Below are 17,464 nucleotides of genomic sequence, written 5' to 3'. Positions count from 1 at the left end.
GGTGGTCTCAAAAAGGGGTCCACCGTACGAACAGTCAGGGGAAGGCGACCCTTAGCGACGTAGGGTTGGACCCGGGATGGCCTGCGGGAGGGCCGATCCCGGACAGCCGCCTCGAAGGAGGTTCACTTCAGTGACCAGTCAGGTCAGCAGTCCGGCCGAGCATGCCGACGGAACAGTCGTAGGAGAACAGCGCAAACCGGCGGGCACAAAGGACGTACGCCGGTTGGACCGGGTGATCATCCGGTTCGCGGGGGACTCCGGTGACGGTATGCAGCTCACCGGAGACCGCTTCACCTCCGAGACGGCAACCTTCGGAAACGACCTTTCGACACTGCCGAACTTCCCCGCCGAGATCCGCGCGCCCGCAGGTACCCTGCCGGGCGTTTCGTCTTTCCAGCTGCATTTCGCCGACCACGACATCCTCACCCCCGGCGACGCGCCCAACGTCCTGGTCGCGATGAACCCGGCCGCGCTGAAGGCCAACATCGCCGACGTGCCGCGCGGCGCGGAGATCATCGTCAACACGGACGAGTTCACCAAACGGGCGATGCAGAAGGTCGGCTACGCCACGAGCCCCCTGGAGGACGGTTCGCTGGACGGCTACAGCGTCCACCCCGTCCCCCTCACCACCCTGACCGTCGAAGCGCTCAAGGAGTTCGACCTCACCCGCAAGGAGGCCGAGCGCAGCAAGAACATGTTCGCGCTGGGCCTGCTGAGCTGGATGTACCACCGGCCGACCGAGGGCACCGAGAAGTTCCTCACCACCAAGTTCGCCAAGAAGCCCGCTATCGCGGCGGCCAACATCGCCGCGTTCCGGGCGGGCTGGAACTTCGGCGAGACCACCGAGGACTTCGCGGTCAGTTACGAGATCGCGCCGGCCACCGCGGCCTTCCCGACCGGCACCTACCGCAACATCTCCGGGAACCTGGCCCTGTCCTACGGCCTGATCGCCGCCTCGACCCAGGCGGACCTGCCGCTCTACCTGGGCTCGTACCCGATCACCCCGGCCTCGGACATCCTGCACGAACTCAGCAGGCACAAGAACTTCGGCGTACGGACCTTCCAGGCCGAGGACGAGATCGCCGGCATCGGCGCCGCACTCGGAGCGGCCTTCGGCGGATCCCTCGCCGTCACCACCACCTCCGGCCCCGGTGTGGCACTGAAGTCGGAGACGATCGGGCTCGCCGTCTCCCTCGAACTGCCGCTGCTGGTCATCGACATCCAGCGCGGCGGCCCCTCCACCGGCCTGCCCACCAAGACCGAACAGGCCGACCTGCTCCAGGCCATGTTCGGCCGCAACGGCGAGGCACCGGTGCCCATCGTGGCCCCCCGGACCCCCGCCGACTGCTTCGAGGCCGCCATCGAAGCCGCCCGCATCGCCCTCACCTACCGCACCCCGGTCCTGCTGCTGTCCGACGGCTACCTCGCCAACGGCAGCGAACCGTGGCGGATCCCGGATACCGACGAACTCCCCGACCTGCGCGTGCAGTTCGCCCAGGGCCCCAACCACACCCTGGACGACGGCACCGAGGTCTTCTGGCCCTACAAACGCGACCCTGGAACCCTCGCCCGGCCGTGGGCGATCCCGGGTACGCCTGGTCTCGAACACCGCATCGGCGGCATCGAGAAGCAGGACGGCACGGGCAACATCTCCTACGACCCGGCCAACCACGACTTCATGGTCCGTACGCGCCAGGCGAAGATCGACGGCATCGACGTACCGGATGTCGAGGTCGACGACCCGCACGGCGCCACCACCCTCGTCCTGGGCTGGGGCTCCACCTACGGACCCATCACCGCGGCCGTCCGGCGGCTGCGCGGGGCCGGGGAGGCGATCGCGCAGGCGCACCTGCGGCACCTCAACCCGTTCCCGGCGAATCTCGGCACGGTGCTGAAGGCTTACGACAAGGTGGTGATCCCCGAGATGAACCTCGGCCAGCTCGCCACCCTGGTCCGGGCGAAATACCTGGTGGACGCCCACTCCTACAACCAGGTCAACGGAATGCCGTTCAAGGCCGAACAGCTCGCCACGGCTCTCAAGGAGGCCATCGATGGCTGAGACGACCACGGAAGGCCCGGGCACGATCGAGGCGCTCACTCTGGTGCCCAAGGCCGAGGGCAGGCAGTCCATGAAGGACTTCAAGTCCGACCAGGAAGTGCGCTGGTGCCCCGGCTGCGGCGACTACGCGGTCCTCGCCGCGGTACAGGGCTTCATGCCCGAACTGGGTCTCGCCAAGGAGAACATCGTCTTCGTCTCGGGCATCGGGTGCTCGTCCCGTTTCCCGTACTACATGAACACGTACGGGATGCACTCCATCCACGGCCGCGCACCCGCCATCGCGACCGGACTCGCCTCCTCCCGCCGCGACCTGTCCGTGTGGGTCGTGACCGGTGACGGCGACGCGCTGTCCATCGGCGGCAACCACCTCATCCACGCCCTGCGCCGCAACGTGAACCTGAAGATCCTGCTCTTCAACAACCGGATCTACGGACTCACCAAGGGCCAGTACAGCCCCACTTCAGAGGTCGGCAAGATCACCAAGTCCACGCCGATGGGCTCCCTGGACGCACCCTTCAACCCGGTCTCCCTCGCCATCGGCGCGGAGGCGTCGTTCGTGGCGCGGACCGTTGACTCCGACCGCAAGCACCTCACGGAGGTCCTGCGGCAGGCGGCGGCCCACCCGGGCACCGCCCTCGTCGAGATCTACCAGAACTGCAACATCTTCAACGACGGCGCCTTCGAGGTCCTCAAGGACCGGCAGCAGGCCGAGGAGGCGGTGATCCGTCTGGAGCACGGGCGGCAGATCCGCTTCGGCGCCCCGCTCGACAGCGGCCTCGGCTCCAAGGGCGTCGTACGCGATCCGGTGACCGGCGACCTGAAGGTCGTCACCGTCACCCCGGAGAACGAGCCGCGGATCCTGGTCCACGACGCGCACTCCGCCTCCCCCACCACGGCGTTCGCGCTGTCCCGGCTCGCCGACCCGGACACGCTGCACCACACGCCGATCGGCGTTCTGAGGTCCGTCGACCGCCCGGTCTACGACACACAGATGTCGGACCAGCTCGACACGGCCATCGAACAGAACGGCAAGGGCGACCTGTCGGCACTGCTCGCGGGCGGGGACACCTGGACGGTCGTCGGCTGACACCGCCATACGGAATACGGGATACGGATTCGGTGAGGCCCGGGCTCTTCAGGCCCGGGCCTCGCCGTTCGCCTGGCGGGCCTTCTGCTCGTCGTATGCCTGGCGGGCCTCCAATACGGCGTCCATCCGCTCCTCGGTCCAGCCCGCGAGGGCCTTCACCTGGTCGGCGGCCTCGCGGCCCAGGTCGGTCAGCGAGTAGTCGACGCGCGGCGGGATGACCGGCTTGGCGTCCCGGTGCACGAGCCCGTCGCGCTCCAGGGTCTGCAGGGTCTGGGTGAGCATCTTCTCGCTGACCCTGCCGATCGCGCGGCGCAGCTCGCTGAAGCGGTAGGGCCGGTCGAGGAGTTCGATCAGCACCAGGACGCCCCAGCGGCTGGTGACGTGCTCCAGAACGAGGCGGTACGGACACATCACCTCGCCGGTGTCGTACTTGCTGACGGCTTCCTTGCTGACTGCTTCGGTGCTTACGGCCATGCCAGTACCTTACTTCAAAGTGGGTACTTTCGCAGAGTTAGTGCAGCTCCTATGGTTAGTGCCGTACCCACCCCACAAGGAGTTGCTTCCACCATGAGCATCGTCGTCACCGGAGCCACCGGACACCTCGGCCGTCTCGTCATCGAGGGCCTGCTGGAGAAGGTCCCGGCCGACCAGGTCACGGCCGTCGTCCGCAGCGAGGAGAAGGCGGCGGGCTTCGCGGCCCGCGGCGTGAAGATCGCGGTCGCCGACTACAACGCCCCCGAGACCTTCGACAGCGTCTTCTCCGCCGGCGACAAGGTGCTGCTCATCTCGGGCAACGAGTTCGACAAGGGCCGCGTCGCCCAGCACAAGGTCGTCCTCGACGCCGCCAAGGCCGCCGGCGTCGCCCTCCTCGCGTACACCAGCGCCCCCGGCAGCCTGACCGCCGCACTCGCCGACGACCACCGCGGCACCGAGGCGGCGATCCTGGAGTCCGGCGTGCCCTACGCCCTGCTGCGCAACGGCTGGTACCACGAGAACTACACCGAGAACCTGGCCCCGGTCCTGGAGCACGGCGCCGTCGTGCAGGCCGCCGGCGAGGGCCGGATCTCCGCGGCCTCCCGCGCGGACTACGCGGCCGCCGCCGTGGCCGTGCTGACCGGCGAGGGCCACGAGAACAAGACGTACGAACTGGGCGGCGACACGGCGTTCGGCTTCGCCGAGTACGCGGCCGAGCTGAGCAGCCAGACCGGCAAGGAGATCGTCTACAACTCCGTCCCCGGCGAGGTGTACGAGGGCATCCTGACCGGCGCCGGACTGCCCGCGCCCTTCGCCGCGATCCTGGCCGGTGTGGACGCGTCGATCGAAAAGGGCGAGCTGGTCGTCGCCACCGGTGACCTGTCCCGGCTGACCGGCCGGCCGACCACACCGATCGCGGAGTCCATCGCGGCGGCCCTGAAGGGCTGACCCCGGCTCACGGGAAGCACCCCCGTTCGTAACCCACGGGAAGCACCCCCGACTGTAATGACCGTATGGCGATACGGGCATGACAGGCGGGGGTGCCCGGCGTTACCTTCTTGGAGGTTGCGCGTGGTTCGGACGCCGCGCGTCCGCAGCCTGGTGAGAGGGAGGGGCCGTGCCGGTGGAGTCCAAGGGCGAACAGCACATAGGTCTGGATTCCAGGGGCGAACAGCGGATCGGTCTGCTGAACGGCTTCGCGGCGTACGGCATGTGGGGGCTCGTGCCCCTCTTCTGGCCGCTCCTCCAACCCTCGGGAGCGGCGGAGATCCTCGCCCACCGCATGGTGTGGTCGCTGGGCGTCGTACTGATCGCGCTCGTGGTGATGCGGCGCTGGGCCTGGGCCGGTCCGCTGCTGCGGCAGCCGCGCAGACTGGGCCTGATCACCATCGCGGCGGCCACCATCACCGTCAACTGGGGCGTCTACATCTGGGCCGTGAACGCGGGCCATGTGGTGGAGGCGTCCCTCGGCTACTTCATCAACCCGCTCGTCACCATCGCGATGGGTGTCCTGCTCCTGAAGGAGCGGCTGCGGCCCGCCCAGTGGGCGGCGGTGGGCATCGGCTTCGCCGCGGTGCTCGTACTGACCGTCGGCTACGGACAGCCGCCGTGGATCTCCCTCTGCCTCGCCTTCTCCTTCGCGACGTACGGGCTGGTCAAGAAGAAGGTCAACCTCGGCGGTATCGAGTCGTTGGCCGCCGAGACCGCGATCCAGTTCCTGCCCGCGCTCGGCTATCTGCTGTGGCTGTCGTCCCGGGGCGACGCGACCTTCGGCGGCGAGGGCGCCGGGCACGCGGCACTGCTGGCCGCGACCGGAGTGGTGACCGCGTTGCCGCTCGTGTGCTTCGGGGCGGCGGCGATCCGGGTGCCCCTGTCGACGCTCGGGCTGCTGCAGTACCTGGCGCCCGTGCTGCAGTTCCTGCTCGGCATCCTGTACTTCCACGAGGCGATGCCCGCCGAGCGGTGGGCCGGGTTCGCGCTGGTGTGGGCCGCGTTGTCGCTGCTCACGTGGGACGCGCTGCGGACGGCTCGGAAGTCGCGGACGGTGCTTCGGGAGGCGGCCACCACGGCGACCGCGGCGACGGCAGCGACCGCAGCCGCGGAAGCGGCCCGGGAAGCGGCGGCGGCCACGAGCCCGACCACCACCAGCGGCACCGCCACCGGCACGAACACGTAGCCGGTGACGGCGTCGGTAGCCGACGGCGTCAGTAATCGACGCCGTCAGTAATCCGTGTCCTTGCCGAGGAACAGTTCCGCGAAGCCGGTCGCCGCGGCGGGTGAGGCGAGGATCCGGCGCAGCCTGGCCATCGAGGTGCCCGCCTTGAACGGATCGCCGGACGAGGCGCCGTGGTACACGTCGGAGAGCCACTGCGAGAACTCCTGGTACTGCCACACCCGCCGCAGACAGGCCGCCGAGTAGCCGCGCAGCCCGCTGTCGTCCCCCTTGCCGCAGTACGCGACGAGCGCGTCGCCGAGCAGCAGGGAGTCGTGGATCGCGAGGTTCATGCCCTTGGCGCCGATCGGCGCAAGGAGGTGGGCCGCGTCGCCGGTGAGAAACAGCCGCCCGTACGCCATCGGCTCCACCACGTAGTTGTGCATGGCCAGGACGCGCTTCTCGATCAGCTTGCCCTCGTTGAGCGGCTGGGCGCCCTCCGCCCCGAGGCGCGCGTGGAGTTCGGTCCATACGCGCTCGTGCGACCAGTTCTCCGGGTCGTCGTCCGGCCCGCACTCCAGGTAGTAGCGGGTGACCTGCGGGCCGCGGGCCATGTGACCGGCGAACCCGCGCGGATGGATGCCGAAGACGACACAGTCCGAGGACGGCGGCGCCTCGGCCAGCAGCGCCAACCAGCCGACACCGAAGTCGTGCCGGGCGACGGTGACGTGCTCCGAGGGCATACGGTCCCGGGTCACCCCGCGAGCGCCGTCGCAGCCCGCGATGAACTCGCAGTCCAGGCGGACCCGTTCGCCCGTCTCCGGATCCGTGTACGCCACCGAGGGCCGGTCCGTGTCGATCCCGGCCGGCTCGACGTCACGGACGCCGAACCGGATGTCGCCGCCCCGGACGTCCGCGTACTCGCGCACCAGGTCCGTCACCAGCAGCGGCTGCGGGTACACGTAGTGACGGTGGCCCGACACCTCGGCGTACGGGAACCTGTGGCGCTCTCCGGCGAACCGGAACTCGCACTCGGTGTGCGCCAGGGTGTTCTCCAGGAGCCGGTCCGCCAGGCCCCGCCCCTCCAGCGCGCGGACCGCCCACTCCTCCAGGAAGCCCGCGCGCGGCCGCTGTTCGATGAAGTCCCTGCTCTCGTTCTCCAGCACCACGCAGTCGACGGAGGCGGCCCGGAGGATGTTGGCGAGGGTGAGTCCCGCGGGCCCCGCCCCCACGATGACGACGCGGGTGCGCTGTACGTGGGCGGGGAGGGAGGCGAAGGCGGACGGAGTGGGGGCGTCTGCGGTCATGCGAACAGTATGGCGAATCCGGTGTGGCCGGTTATCAACTCATGGCCTGTCGGGTGGGGTTGGCGGACGCGTCGGGAACGGCCGCGGTGGTGGCGGCAGTTCCGGCAGCAATGGCGGTGACCGCGGCCGTCGTGGGTGCGGTGGGCGCTCCGGCCGTCGGCGGCTTCGTACGGCTTCCGATGCCGAAGGACGACAGCAGCGCGCCCAGTGTCACCATCGCCACCGGGACGACCAGGGCGGCGCGGAAGGCGGAGAGGGTGGCGTCCGGGTCGGAGCCCGCGGAGGCGCCGGAGGAGGCGAGGCCGTACACCGCCGTCACCGCCGAGATGCCGATCGCCGAGCCGAACTGGGTGGCCGTGTGCAACAGGCCGCTCGCCAGGCCCTGTTCGGACTCCGCCACACCGTCCGTCGCCGCGATCGTGAGCGGCCCGTAGGCCAGCGCGAAGGCGGTGCCCGCGATGATCAGGGTCGGGAACATCGCGGCGTACGACCAGTCCATGCCCACGGGAAGGAAGAGCCCGTACGCGACGACCGCCAGGACGAAGCCGCCGAGGATCACCTTGGCGTGGCCGAAACGGGTGACCAGGCGCGGGGTGAGCGTGGGGGCCAGGATCGCGTCGCAGCCCAGCACCACCAGGGCGATCGCCGTCTGCAGGGAGGACCAGCCGCGCAGTTCCTGGAGGTAGAGCGTGAGGACGAACTGGAAACCGAAGAAGGCGCCCACGAAGAGGAGTGCGCCGAGGTCGGCCCGTACGACGGAGCCGGTACGGAGGATGCCCAGGCGGACGAGAGGGGTGGGGGTACGGCGTTCGACGGCGACGAAGACGACGAGCAGAGCGGTGGCCGCGACGGCCGCTCCCACGGTCAACTGCCACCCGTCCAGGCCGTGTTCGAGGCGGATGACGGCGTAGGCGGCGAGCAGCATCGCCGCCGCGGCGGTACCGGCACCGAGAACGTCGAAGCCTTCGGTACGACGCCGGGGGCGCCCGGAGCTCTTCTCTGGCTCCTTGGTGAGCGGCACGGCCGGGATCAGGCGTATCGCGGCCACGAGCAGGGCGCCCGCGAGCAGGACCGGGGCGAAGAAGACCCAGCGCCAGCCCAGTTGGGTGAGCAGGCCGCCGATGACCAGGCCGAGGGAGAAGCCGCCGGCCGCCGTGCCCGCGAAGACCAGCAGCGCCTTGTTGCGCTGCTCGCCCTCCTCGTACGACGTCGTGATGAGGGACAGCGCGGCCGGCGTCATGAACGCGGCCGAAACTCCGGTGACGAAGCGGGCAACGATCAGAGTCCAGCCCTCCGTGGCGAAGCCGCCCAGGCCGGAGAAGGCGAGGAAGACCGTCAGCCAGGTGAGGAACATCCGGCGGCGGCCCAGCAGGTCGGCCGCGCGTCCGCCGAGCAGGGTGAAGCCGGCGTAGCCGAGTACGTACGCGCTCATCACCCAGGCCGCGGTGTCGGTCGGCAGGCCGAGGTCGGACCTGATGGAGGGGATCGCGACCGCCAGCATGGCGACGTCGATGCCCTCCAGGAAGATCGTTCCGCAGAGGACGAGCAGCAGGGCCCAGGCACGGGTGCCCATCACGACTCCTTGGGTAGGCGTGGGTAGGCGAAGGGGCGGTTACCCGAATGAGGGTCGGTTCCCTCTTGTAACCGGTGCCAGCCTGCGGCAGCATCGGCGGACATGGAAGAAGGCACTTTGGAGTCACCCAGTAAGTGCGCGGTAACCATGGACGGCGCGGACACCGATCCCTTCCAGTGGGACACCCGGGAGGACTGCCAGGTACGGCAGATCCTCGACCGCGTGGCCGACAAGTGGTCGCTCCTCGTGATCGCCCTGCTCGACAACCGGCGGCTGCGGTTCACCGAGTTGCGGCGGGAGATCGACGGGGTGAGTCAGCGGATGCTGACCGTGACTCTGCGGCAGCTGGAACGGGACGGGCTCGTGAAGCGGACCGTGCATCCTGTGGTGCCGCCTCGCGTGGAATACGAGCTCACTCCCCTCGGCGGGACCCTCCACTCGACCATCCGGTCGCTGGTCGCCTGGACGGAGGCCCACCAGGGGGAGATCGCGGCGGCCCGGGAGGCTTATGACGAGCGGGTGGGGGCGGCTGATTGAGGCTGACTTTTTTCGCCCCCGCCGCCCCTTCCCGTCCCGTCCCGTCCCTGGGGGCTGCGCCCCCAGACCCCCGCTATCGCGCTGACGCGCTCGTCCTCAAACGCCGGACGGGCTGGTTGCGCCTGGACTGGGCTATTGAGGTTCGGCCCGGCCGCGAAGTATTCAGCCCCTCCGGCGTTTGAGGAGCGGGGGTTCGGGGGCTGGCCCCCGAGACGGGACGGGTAGGGGCGGCGGGGGCGAAAGACAGCCTTAGCCGTCCTCCTCCTCGGCCCGGCGGGCCCTATGCGTGCGGGCCTTCTGGCGGTTGCCGCAGTGCTCCATGGCGCACCACCGCCGCCGCCCGGGCCGCGAGGTGTCGACGAAGAGCAACGCACAGTTGTGGGACCCGCACTCCCGGATCCGATCCGCGTACGGCCCGGTGAACAACTCCACCGCGTCCCGCGCGACGGTGGCCAGCAACCGCGCTCCGGTGGCCCCCGGCGCCCACCCCCGCGCCCCGTCCGCCTCGACCCGGGCGGCAAGCGGCGCCCCGGCAGCCGCGGCGTTGACGACGTCGAGGTGACGGGCCTGGAGGGGCCGCCCGTGAGCCCGGTCCGCGGCCAGCAGGAAGACCGCGTCGCGCAAGGCTCGCGTTTGCGCCAACTCCCCCTCCGTGACCGTCACTTCGAGCCCGCCCGGCAACCGGCTCCGCTCCACCCAGCGCACCAGATCCGCGGGCTCGTGCAGCACCTCGTACCGCGCGAACTCCCCCGGCCCGCCCGTCGTCACGAGCTCCATGCACAGCGCCCCGGGATCGAAGCGGAACGTCTTCCCCCCGTACGACACGAGAGTCAGACCGGGCGATTTCATTGCACGCTCACTCACGTAACCACTATAAGTGGTTACCATGACAGAGACCCAGCCCCAGCCCCAGACACCCTCGTCGGCACCGGCGCCCCTGCACTGGAAGCTCGTCATCGACACCGCCGACCCACACGCCCAGGCCGACTTCTGGGCCGCCACCCTCCACTATCCGGTCGAGGACCACAGCGCCCTGGTCGAGCGCCTGCTCGGCTTCGGCGCCGTACCGCCCGAGGTCACCGTCGAGTCCCACGGCCGCCGGGCCTGGCGGGACGCGGCGGCCGTACGCCACCCCGACGATCCGTACGACAAGGACAGCGGGACCGGACTCGGACGACGCCTGCTCTTCCAGCGCGTACCGGAGCCGAAGACGGTGAAGAACCGGTTGCACATCGACGTACACACCACGGACGGGCAACGGGCGGCGGAGGTCGCGCGACTGACCGGGCTGGGGGCGGCGGTGCTCCGGGAGGTGAAGGAGCAGGGCGGCGAGTGGGTGCTGATGGCGGACCCGGAGGGCAACGAGTTCTGCGTGCACTGACGGGCGAGGGCCCGCATGACCCACGATGTCCGCTCTACGCCGCAACCAGGGACACCGCCCCGGGTGTCAGCCGGGGGTGTCCGCCCAGGATTCCCGCCCAGGACGCCCTCCACTCATGGCGACCCGGGCGGCGCCCGCCCACCCTGTCGCCCGCCCATCCGCCCGGCCGTCCGTGGCGACAGTGACGGCCGCCCTTCCATGACGCCCCCGAAGTGTCACGAGCGGCCGCGATCGGATGAACTCCAGGGATCCGCTATGCGAACACCCCTGACCGGATTGCGCTCTTGACTGAACGTCAGCCTCAGCTTCACCATCAGGCACCCATTCCCGTATGGAATTCGGAGCCCCCCACATGAAGCTCTCTGTTCCCGGACGTGTCACGGGTGCCGCGGTCATAGCCGTCGCCGCACTCCTCACCACGAGCGCGATAGCCGACGCCGCGCCCGCGCGCGTGGCCGCCGCACCGGACATACCCGTCGCCAACGTCAAGGCCCATCTCACCCAACTGCAGTCCATAGCCACCGCCAACGGCGGCAACCGCGCCCATGGCCGCACCGGCTACAAGGCGTCCCTCGACTACGTGAAGGCCCAGCTGGACGCGGCCGGATTCACCACGACCATCACGCAGTTCACCGCCTCCAGCCGCGTCGGCTACAACCTGATCGCCGACTGGCCCGGCGGCGACGCCAACCAGGTCGTCATGGCGGGCTCCCACCTCGACAGCGTCACCTCGGGGGCCGGCATCAACGACAACGGCTCGGGCTCGGCGGCCCTGCTGGAAGCCGCGCTCACCGTGTCCCGCACCCAGTACCAGCCCACAAAGCATCTGCGGTTCGCCTGGTGGGGAGCCGAGGAGCTGGGCATGGTCGGCTCGCGCAACTACGTCAACGGCCTCTCCACCGCCAACCGCGCCAAGATCAGCGGCTATCTCAACTTCGACATGATCGGATCGCCGAACCCCGGCTACTTCGTCTACGACGACGACCCGGCCATCGAGAAGACCCTCAAGGACTTCTACGCGGGTATAGGCGTCGCCACCGAGATCGAGACCGAGGGCGACGGCCGCTCGGACCACGCCCCCTTCAAGAGCGCGGGCATCCCCGTCGGCGGCGTCTTCACCGGCGCCAGCAGCACCAAGTCCGCGGCCCAGGCCGCCAAGTGGGGCGGCACGGCGGGCCAGTCGTTCGACCGCTGCTACCACTCCTCGTGCGACACGACGTCGAACATCAACGACACCGCCCTGAACCGGAACAGCGACGCACTGGCGTACGCGGTCTGGGAGCTCTCGGAGTAGCCGGATCGGCTCCGGAAGGCTCCGGCCCGCCGCGGCCCGATCTCCGGGGTAGCCGACGACTGCATGCGTGTGCATATACTGCGTACGCATGCAGTCGTCGTACGCCTTCCATGACGGAGCCGCTCATGACCCGCCACTTCCTCTTCCTCCTGGGCAGCGCCCGCGACAGCGGCAACACCGAGCTGCTGGCCCGCAGGGCCGCGGAACAGCTGCCGGCCGACATCACACAGCGCTGGCTCAGTCTCACCGAGCACCCGATGCCCGACTTCGAGGACCTGCGCCACGACAGCGACCACGTCCGGCCGTCCGGCGACAACACCGCGCTGCTGCTCGACGCCACGCTCGCCGCGACGGACCTCGTCATCGCCTCCCCGCTGTACTGGTACTCCGTGTCCGCGCACACCAAGCGCTACCTGGACCACTGGTCGGGCTGGCTGCGCACCCCGGGCCTCGGCTTCAAGAAGACGATGGCCGGGCGCACCCTGTGGGGCGTCACCGCCCTCGCGCACGAGGAGGAAGAGGTCGCCAACCCGCTGGTAGGCACGCTCAGCCACTCGGCCGCGTACATGGGGATGCGGTTCGGCGGCGTCCTCCTCGGCAACGGCAGCAAGCCCGGGGACGTCCTGACCGACACCGCCGCCCTGACCCGCGCCAAGACCTTCTTCGCGCAGGAGCCCCCGCTCGCCCGCTTCCCGTACGACAGCTGAGGCCTCTCGGCACCAGCGGGTCCCACGGCCGGTGTGCGCCTTAGGCGGTGATGTCCTTCGCCGTGAACCGCGCCCACGCCGCCGCTCCGAACACCGCCGCGTACAGCCCCTGGAGCTGCAGGTTGCGTATCAGGTCGTCCCAGTAGACCGGGTCGCGCATGAGGTCGGCGAAGGACAGCCAGTAGTGCGAGAAGAAGTACGGCTGTATCGCGTGGAGCTGGGGGATCTGGTCGAGGATCTGCACGGTGATGAGCAGGCCGACGGTCGTCGCCATCGCCGCGATCCCGCTGTTCGTCAGGGTCGAGACGAACAGGCCGAGGGCCGCGATCCCGATCAGTGAGGCGGCGACGGCCAGCGCGATCAGCAGCGCCCGCCCGAGCCCCTCGCCGAAACTGATCCGCGTGCCGGAGATCGTCGTCAGCTCGCCCAGCGGGAACAGGAGCGCGCCCACGATGAGCGCCGAGGTCGCCACCACGAGGGTCGCGATGACGCAGAAGGCCAGCGTGGTCGCGTACTTGGTGATCAGCAGGCGGGTCCGGCCGGCCGGGGCGACCAGCAGATAGCGCAGTGTCCCCGCGTTGGCCTCGCCGGCTATCGAGTCGCCAGCGACGACACCGACCGCCATCGGCAGGAAGAACGGCAGTGTGGCGGCGAGCGCGGTGAAGACCAGGAACAGTCCGTTGTTGGTGATCTGCGCGATGAAGGCGGGCCCCTCGCCCCCGCCGCCTCCGGCCGACGAGCCGTCGCTCGTCTCGATCTTCACCGCGATCCCGACCAGCACCGGCACCGCGGCCAGCACGCCGAGCAGCGCGATCGTCCGCCACCGCCGGAGTGTGCTGCCCAGCTCGTTGCGCAGCAGACCGAGCGTCCACAGCGGGGTCGCCGTCCGTGCGCCGGCGGCTGTCTTCGCGGCCTGGGCCTGCGGTTCGGTGAGTTCAGCCCGCGACATCGAATCCCTCCCCCGTGAGCGCCACGAACGCGTCCTCCAGCGAGGCCCGTTCGACCCCGAAGCCCCGGACGCGGACGCCCGCCGTGACCAGCGCCGCGTTCACCTCGGCGAGCTCACGGTCCGGTGGCTCGGCCGTCACCCGGTCCTCGGCGACCACGACATCGCTCACGCCCTGTTCCTTCAGCACCCGGGCCGCGTCGCCCGGATCCGGTGTCGTCACGACGAGCCGGCCGCGCGCGCCCGCCGCCAGGTCGGCCACCGGTCCCTGGGTGATCAGCCGGCCCTGGGCCATCACCGCCACGTGCGTGCACACCTGCTCGATCTCGTCCAGCAGATGCGAGGAGAGGAAGACGGTGGTGCCTTCCGACGCCAACTCCCTTACCAGGGAACGGATTTCCCGCATCCCCTGCGGGTCGAGCCCGTTGGTCGGCTCGTCCAGCACGAGCAGCCTGCGGGGCTGCAGCAGCGCCGCCGCGAGCCCGAGCCGCTGCTTCATCCCGAGGGAGTACGCCTTCGCCTTCTTACCCGCGGCTGCCGTCAGGCCGACGCGGTCGAGCGCGGCCGCGACGCGTGTACGCCGGGTGCGCGGGTCGGCGGTCGGGTCGGCCGAGTCGTATCGCAGGAGGTTGTCGCGGCCGGAGAGGAAGCCGTAGAGAGCCGGTCCCTCGATGAGCGCGCCGACGTGCGGCAGCACGGCGCTGGTGGCGCGCGGCATGGGTTGCCCCAGCACGCGCACCGTCCCGGAGGTCGGCTCGATCAGGCCCATCAGCATCCTGATGGTGGTCGTCTTGCCGGAGCCGTTCGGCCCGAGGAAGCCGAAGACGCTGCCCGCCGGGACGGCCAGGTCCAGGCCGTCGACGGCGAGCTGTCCGCCGCGGTAGCGCTTGGTGAGGGCGCGGGTGGCGATCACGGTGTCACCCGTGTCCGCGGTCGCTGCCACGTCCGCCGGCGTGTCACCGGCCTTCGCCGTGCCACCGGCCTCCGCGGTGTCGCCCGCGTCGGCCCTGTCGCGCTCACTCGCCATGTCCCCGTCCGCGGTGGACAGTTCCGCCATCGACTCCCTCACTTCGCCTTTCCCACAGGGGACGCTTTCGCCTTTCCCACAGGGCCTACCGGGACCGCGTGCGCTACTTCGCCGCGTTGGCCGCCTTCACCAGCGCGTCCTTGGTGACCGCGCCCGCGTAGACCTTGCCGTCGTCCGTGATGAGCGCGTTGACCAGGCGGGTCGAGAAGACCGTGCCCGAGCCGAACTTGCCGGTCACGTGGTCGCCCAGCGAGTCGAGGAAGCGGCCCGCGTCACCCGCGCCGGAGGACCCGGACGGCATGCCCTCGCCGCCGGTGTCGAACTGGGCTATCGAGCTCCAGCCCTCACCGATGACATTCAGGCCCTGGAACTCCTTGCCCAGGTCCTCGCCGCCCTCGAACTCCTTGCCCAGGTCCTCGCCAGCCTTGGGCCGCGCCCGGTCCGCCCGGCCCTCGGACTTCGCCTCGTCGCCCTCGGTGACCTTCGCGCCCTTGGGCGGGCTGAAGTCGAAGGTGGACGCGGCCGGCTTGGAGAAGTCGACCTTGGTGAAGCCCGCGTCGATGACGGCCGCGCCGCCGCTCGCCGGGGTCAGTGTGAACTTCAGGGGCAGACCGGTCTTCGAGTCCACCGCGATGGAGATCGCGCCGACCGTCGAACCGGACGTCTTGGGCTTGATCAGCAGCTTGTAGGCGTCGCGGCCCGCGACCTGCGCCGTACCGTCGACGGTCACGGACGTCGTGTCGTCGGCCGCCTTCAGCGCCTCTTCGGCCAGCTCCTTGGGCGTGGCCGGCACGTCGTCGGCCTTGCCCTTCGCCCCCTTCTCGGCGGCGCCGGAGGAGTCCTTCACGTGGTACGCCTCGTTCGACGCGCTGTCGTACGCCCACACCTCGTCGCCGTTGTGGATCACGCTGTACTCGGCGGCCTTGTCGAGCAGTGAGAGCTTCTGCTTGTCCTCGCCGTCGGACGCGACCCGCAACGTGTGCGTACCGGACGCCAGTTCAAGCAGCTTGGACGACGGGTCCGCCGAGGAACCCGACTCCTCACGCCCGCCCACTCCGCCGCCGAGGCTGCTCTCCAGCCCGCCGAGGTTCGGCAGGCCGAGGTCCGTGCTGATCTTCACCGTGCCGGACAGCTGCTGTACGTCCGACGCCGCGATCTTCTCGATGAGCTGCTGGGCGGTGATGTCCGGCAGGTCCGGGTCGCCGGAACCGGCGAACGCCGGGACCAGCCCGATGGTCACGGCCGCCACCCCCAGCACCGCGACGGGAACGGCGTACCGAGCGGCTTTGCGTCGGCCGGTGCGCGGGTCCTCGTTCGTGTTGTCGTCGGATTCGTACGGTGCCATGTGTGCCCTACCTCCGTTGTCGGCGGCTGATGCACTCGTCCATCCCCGCCGCCATTGTCACCCGAACTCCTGTGAATCGATGTGTCCAATCTGACCAAACCGGCCGGCGGAAAGCGTCAGACCTCGGAGCCAACTCCGTGTACACCTGCGGTATGACATGGGTGGACGGCGCCTCCCCCGACCCGTAGGGGTCGTACGGGGAAGACGCCGTCCGTGTATCTCGCCGGAGCGGGGTGAAACCCCTTCAGATTCGGGAGGATCGCTGCCGAATCCGGGTGGATCGCTCCCTGGTTCGGGTGGAGCCGCTTCCGGATTCGGGTGGAGCTCTTCCTGTTTCGGACGGTCCGCTTCCGGATTCGGTGGATCAGCCGGTGGTCAGTGGGCAGTTCACCCGTTCACCCGTTCACCCGTTCACCGGTTCACGAACACGTAGTCCGCCCCGTACGAAACTCCCACGATCTTGCCCACCTTGCAGGACCCGGCCGGAGCAACCCCGCCCACGGTGTTCAGCCGCAGGATCTCCGCGGTGCCCGCGAGCAGCCCCCGGTGCTTGCCGGACTGCGTGGCCCTGAGGTCCAGTTCGGGGATGTTCTTGTCGCCGTTCGGGGTCTTGGAGATCAGCGCGCCGGTGACCGCGCTGCGGTCGGCCGAGATCCACTGCGGAGTACCCGAGTTGGGCTTCACGAACGAGTGCGCGATGGGACCGCCGAGCACGGCGAGCACGTCTCGCTGGGCGAAGGACGTGGTGCCGTCGGCCGCCTTCTTGCACTCGTAGATCTGCTTGCCCTTGATGACGGACGCCTGGAAGTTGTTCAGCGCGTGCCGGAAGTCGAACTTCGTGGTGACCTTGTGGAGCTGGCCGCGGACCGCTCCGCCCGGGAACTCGGCGGTGTGCAGGTTGGCGTGGAAGCTGCCCGGGTCGGCCTTCAGCTGCCCGAGCAGGGCGGCGTCCTCGACCTTGACCGTGCCGGTGACCGTGCGGCCCCTGGCGTTGTCCAGCAGCTTGGTGAAGTCGACCTTGATACCGCCGTTGACCCCCTTCGCGCCCTGGTGGATGTGGAGCAGGGTCGGCTTGCCGGTGCCGCGCCACTTGACGGCGACGGACACCTTGTCCCCCTTGACCTTGACGAACTCGAGCGCTGCACCGTCCTTGTCACCGACGGCGGGGCCGCCCTGCACCGGCACCTCGTTGGCGCCGTTCAGACTCGCGGCGAGGATGGTGCCCCCGCTGCCGCCGGCGAGAGCGCCGCTCTGTACCTCGATGGACTTGTCCCCGTGCCCCGAGTGGCCCGCGCTCGCGCTCGAACCCTTGCCGGAGCTCCCGCTGTCGGCGACCGCCGGGATGACGGCGGCGGCGACTCCGGCCGCGGTGGCCACCGCGACGCCGGTCATGACGAGGCTCTTACGACGCTGTGCGAACGTAACGATCGTCCCCATGATTCTTTTTTCTCCCCGTAGTTCCGCTGATGCCCCCTGCATCAGCTTCTGTGCTTGAACTACGGAACGGATCCTAGATTGGACTCATTCCAAGGATGTGACCTGCGTCACACGCAAAGGGGATCCTGGAGCAGAAAC

16 protein-coding genes are annotated in these 17,464 nt (G+C 69.7%); 8 read left to right on the top strand and 8 right to left on the bottom strand.

Annotated features, from left to right (window positions below; all coding sequences use genetic code 11):
• Positions 1 to 130 precede the first annotated feature (130 nt).
• Together ACH4YP_RS26175 and ACH4YP_RS26170 are read left to right on the top strand one after the other, a co-directional pair.
• A complete protein-coding gene (locus ACH4YP_RS26175) occupies positions 131 to 2,059 on the top strand; it encodes a 2-oxoacid:acceptor oxidoreductase subunit alpha (RefSeq protein ID WP_398492838.1) in 1,929 nt (642 codons plus the stop codon).
• Positions 2,052 to 3,146 carry a 2-oxoacid:ferredoxin oxidoreductase subunit beta gene (locus tag ACH4YP_RS26170; RefSeq protein ID WP_361072088.1) on the top strand — a complete coding sequence of 365 codons (1,095 nt, stop codon included), beginning with the start codon at positions 2,052 to 2,054 and terminating at the stop codon, positions 3,144 to 3,146. The genes ACH4YP_RS26175 and ACH4YP_RS26170 overlap by 8 nt, the downstream gene beginning before the upstream one ends.
• Positions 3,147 to 3,194: 48 nt before the next feature.
• Here the strand turns inward: ACH4YP_RS26170 and ACH4YP_RS26165 are convergent, their stop codons facing one another.
• The gene (locus ACH4YP_RS26165; protein ID WP_361072085.1) at positions 3,195 to 3,620 is read right to left on the bottom strand and encodes a helix-turn-helix domain-containing protein; all 426 of its coding nucleotides are present in this window, start codon (positions 3,618 to 3,620) and stop codon (positions 3,195 to 3,197) included.
• 93 nt (positions 3,621 to 3,713) lie between these two features.
• On the opposite strand from ACH4YP_RS26165, the gene ACH4YP_RS26160 reads away from it, so the two are divergent.
• Both ACH4YP_RS26160 and rarD read left to right on the top strand, forming a co-directional pair.
• Positions 3,714 to 4,568, top strand: a complete 855-nt coding sequence (locus ACH4YP_RS26160; protein ID WP_361072083.1) for an SDR family oxidoreductase — start codon at positions 3,714 to 3,716, stop codon at positions 4,566 to 4,568.
• Between the two features lie 199 nt (positions 4,569 to 4,767).
• The gene (gene rarD / locus ACH4YP_RS26155) at positions 4,768 to 5,796 is read left to right on the top strand and encodes an EamA family transporter RarD (protein ID WP_361072094.1); all 1,029 of its coding nucleotides are present in this window, start codon (positions 4,768 to 4,770) and stop codon (positions 5,794 to 5,796) included.
• A gap of 44 nt (positions 5,797 to 5,840) precedes the next feature.
• Here the strand turns inward: rarD and ACH4YP_RS26150 are convergent, their stop codons facing one another.
• Positions 5,841 to 7,079: a 4-hydroxybenzoate 3-monooxygenase gene (locus tag ACH4YP_RS26150; RefSeq protein WP_361072080.1), complete on the bottom strand. Its 1,239-nt coding sequence runs from the start codon at positions 7,077 to 7,079 to the stop codon at positions 5,841 to 5,843.
• A 34-nt stretch (positions 7,080 to 7,113) separates the two neighbouring features.
• Positions 7,114 to 8,652 (bottom strand): MFS transporter, encoded by a 1,539-nt coding sequence (locus ACH4YP_RS26145; protein WP_361072077.1) that lies wholly within the window; start codon positions 8,650 to 8,652, stop codon positions 7,114 to 7,116.
• A 102-nt stretch (positions 8,653 to 8,754) separates the two neighbouring features.
• Between ACH4YP_RS26145 and ACH4YP_RS26140 the strand changes: the two genes are divergently transcribed.
• A complete protein-coding gene (locus tag ACH4YP_RS26140; protein ID WP_361072074.1) occupies positions 8,755 to 9,189 on the top strand; it encodes a helix-turn-helix domain-containing protein in 435 nt (144 codons plus the stop codon).
• A gap of 249 nt (positions 9,190 to 9,438) precedes the next feature.
• On the opposite strand, the gene ACH4YP_RS26135 is transcribed toward ACH4YP_RS26140, so the two are convergent.
• A complete protein-coding gene (locus ACH4YP_RS26135; protein WP_361071167.1) occupies positions 9,439 to 10,038 on the bottom strand; it encodes an ABATE domain-containing protein in 600 nt (199 codons plus the stop codon).
• 37 nt (positions 10,039 to 10,075) lie between these two features.
• Here ACH4YP_RS26135 and ACH4YP_RS26130 point away from each other — a divergent pair, with 37 nt between their 5' ends.
• The 3 genes from ACH4YP_RS26130 (at position 10,076) to ACH4YP_RS26120 (ending at position 12,571) form a co-directional block, all read left to right on the top strand.
• A complete protein-coding gene (locus ACH4YP_RS26130; protein WP_361071133.1) occupies positions 10,076 to 10,570 on the top strand; it encodes a VOC family protein in 495 nt (164 codons plus the stop codon).
• 352 nt (positions 10,571 to 10,922) lie between these two features.
• Positions 10,923 to 11,864 (top strand): M28 family metallopeptidase, encoded by a 942-nt coding sequence (locus ACH4YP_RS26125; RefSeq protein ID WP_361071136.1) that lies wholly within the window; start codon positions 10,923 to 10,925, stop codon positions 11,862 to 11,864.
• Between the two features lie 125 nt (positions 11,865 to 11,989).
• Positions 11,990 to 12,571, top strand: coding sequence for a flavodoxin family protein (locus ACH4YP_RS26120; RefSeq protein ID WP_398492834.1), 582 nt, complete (start codon positions 11,990 to 11,992; stop codon positions 12,569 to 12,571).
• A 40-nt stretch (positions 12,572 to 12,611) separates the two neighbouring features.
• Here the strand turns inward: ACH4YP_RS26120 and ACH4YP_RS26115 are convergent, their stop codons facing one another.
• The 4 genes from ACH4YP_RS26115 to ACH4YP_RS26100 all read right to left on the bottom strand — a co-directional run bounded on the left by ACH4YP_RS26115 (position 12,612) and on the right by ACH4YP_RS26100 (position 17,326).
• On the bottom strand, positions 12,612 to 13,520 hold the full coding sequence (locus tag ACH4YP_RS26115; RefSeq protein WP_398492832.1) for an ABC transporter permease: 909 nt from the start codon (positions 13,518 to 13,520) through the stop codon (positions 12,612 to 12,614).
• Positions 13,507 to 14,574 carry an ABC transporter ATP-binding protein gene (locus ACH4YP_RS26110; protein ID WP_398492830.1) on the bottom strand — a complete coding sequence of 356 codons (1,068 nt, stop codon included), beginning with the start codon at positions 14,572 to 14,574 and terminating at the stop codon, positions 13,507 to 13,509. Before ACH4YP_RS26110 ends, ACH4YP_RS26115 begins: the two co-directional genes overlap by 14 nt.
• 73 nt (positions 14,575 to 14,647) lie before the next feature.
• Entirely contained in the window at positions 14,648 to 15,889 is a 1,242-nt protein-coding gene (locus ACH4YP_RS26105; protein ID WP_361071147.1) for a DUF2092 domain-containing protein, read from the bottom strand.
• 411 nt (positions 15,890 to 16,300) lie between these two features.
• The gene (locus tag ACH4YP_RS26100) at positions 16,301 to 17,326 is read right to left on the bottom strand and encodes a CHRD domain-containing protein (protein WP_398492828.1); all 1,026 of its coding nucleotides are present in this window, start codon (positions 17,324 to 17,326) and stop codon (positions 16,301 to 16,303) included.
• Between the last annotated feature and the right edge of the window lie 138 nt (positions 17,327 to 17,464).

This window comes from Streptomyces sp. NPDC020747, assembly GCF_044334695.1.
Lineage (GTDB): Bacteria > Actinomycetota > Actinomycetes > Streptomycetales > Streptomycetaceae > Streptomyces.
This window is presented reverse-complemented; position numbering and strand designations above follow the sequence as displayed.

Bases quoted from the DNA above. Each gene is read 5' to 3' on its own strand.
- ACH4YP_RS26105 (WP_361071147.1), bottom strand. From the start codon at position 15,889: ATGGCACCGTACGAATCCGACGACAACACGAACGAGGACCCGCGCACC.
- ACH4YP_RS26140 (WP_361072074.1), top strand. From the start codon at position 8,755: ATGGAAGAAGGCACTTTGGAGTCACCCAGTAAGTGCGCGGTAACCATG.
- ACH4YP_RS26135 (WP_361071167.1), bottom strand. From the start codon at position 10,038: ATGAAATCGCCCGGTCTGACTCTCGTGTCGTACGGGGGGAAGACGTTC.
- ACH4YP_RS26130 (WP_361071133.1), top strand. From the start codon at position 10,076: ATGACAGAGACCCAGCCCCAGCCCCAGACACCCTCGTCGGCACCGGCG.
- ACH4YP_RS26125 (WP_361071136.1), top strand. From the start codon at position 10,923: ATGAAGCTCTCTGTTCCCGGACGTGTCACGGGTGCCGCGGTCATAGCC.
- ACH4YP_RS26110 (WP_398492830.1), bottom strand. From the start codon at position 14,574: ATGGCGGAACTGTCCACCGCGGACGGGGACATGGCGAGTGAGCGCGAC.
- ACH4YP_RS26100 (WP_398492828.1), bottom strand. From the start codon at position 17,326: ATGGGGACGATCGTTACGTTCGCACAGCGTCGTAAGAGCCTCGTCATG.
- ACH4YP_RS26145 (WP_361072077.1), bottom strand. From the start codon at position 8,652: ATGGGCACCCGTGCCTGGGCCCTGCTGCTCGTCCTCTGCGGAACGATC.
- ACH4YP_RS26165 (WP_361072085.1), bottom strand. From the start codon at position 3,620: ATGGCCGTAAGCACCGAAGCAGTCAGCAAGGAAGCCGTCAGCAAGTAC.
- ACH4YP_RS26120 (WP_398492834.1), top strand. From the start codon at position 11,990: ATGACCCGCCACTTCCTCTTCCTCCTGGGCAGCGCCCGCGACAGCGGC.
- ACH4YP_RS26115 (WP_398492832.1), bottom strand. From the start codon at position 13,520: ATGTCGCGGGCTGAACTCACCGAACCGCAGGCCCAGGCCGCGAAGACA.
- ACH4YP_RS26170 (WP_361072088.1), top strand. From the start codon at position 2,052: ATGGCTGAGACGACCACGGAAGGCCCGGGCACGATCGAGGCGCTCACT.
- ACH4YP_RS26150 (WP_361072080.1), bottom strand. From the start codon at position 7,079: ATGACCGCAGACGCCCCCACTCCGTCCGCCTTCGCCTCCCTCCCCGCC.
- ACH4YP_RS26160 (WP_361072083.1), top strand. From the start codon at position 3,714: ATGAGCATCGTCGTCACCGGAGCCACCGGACACCTCGGCCGTCTCGTC.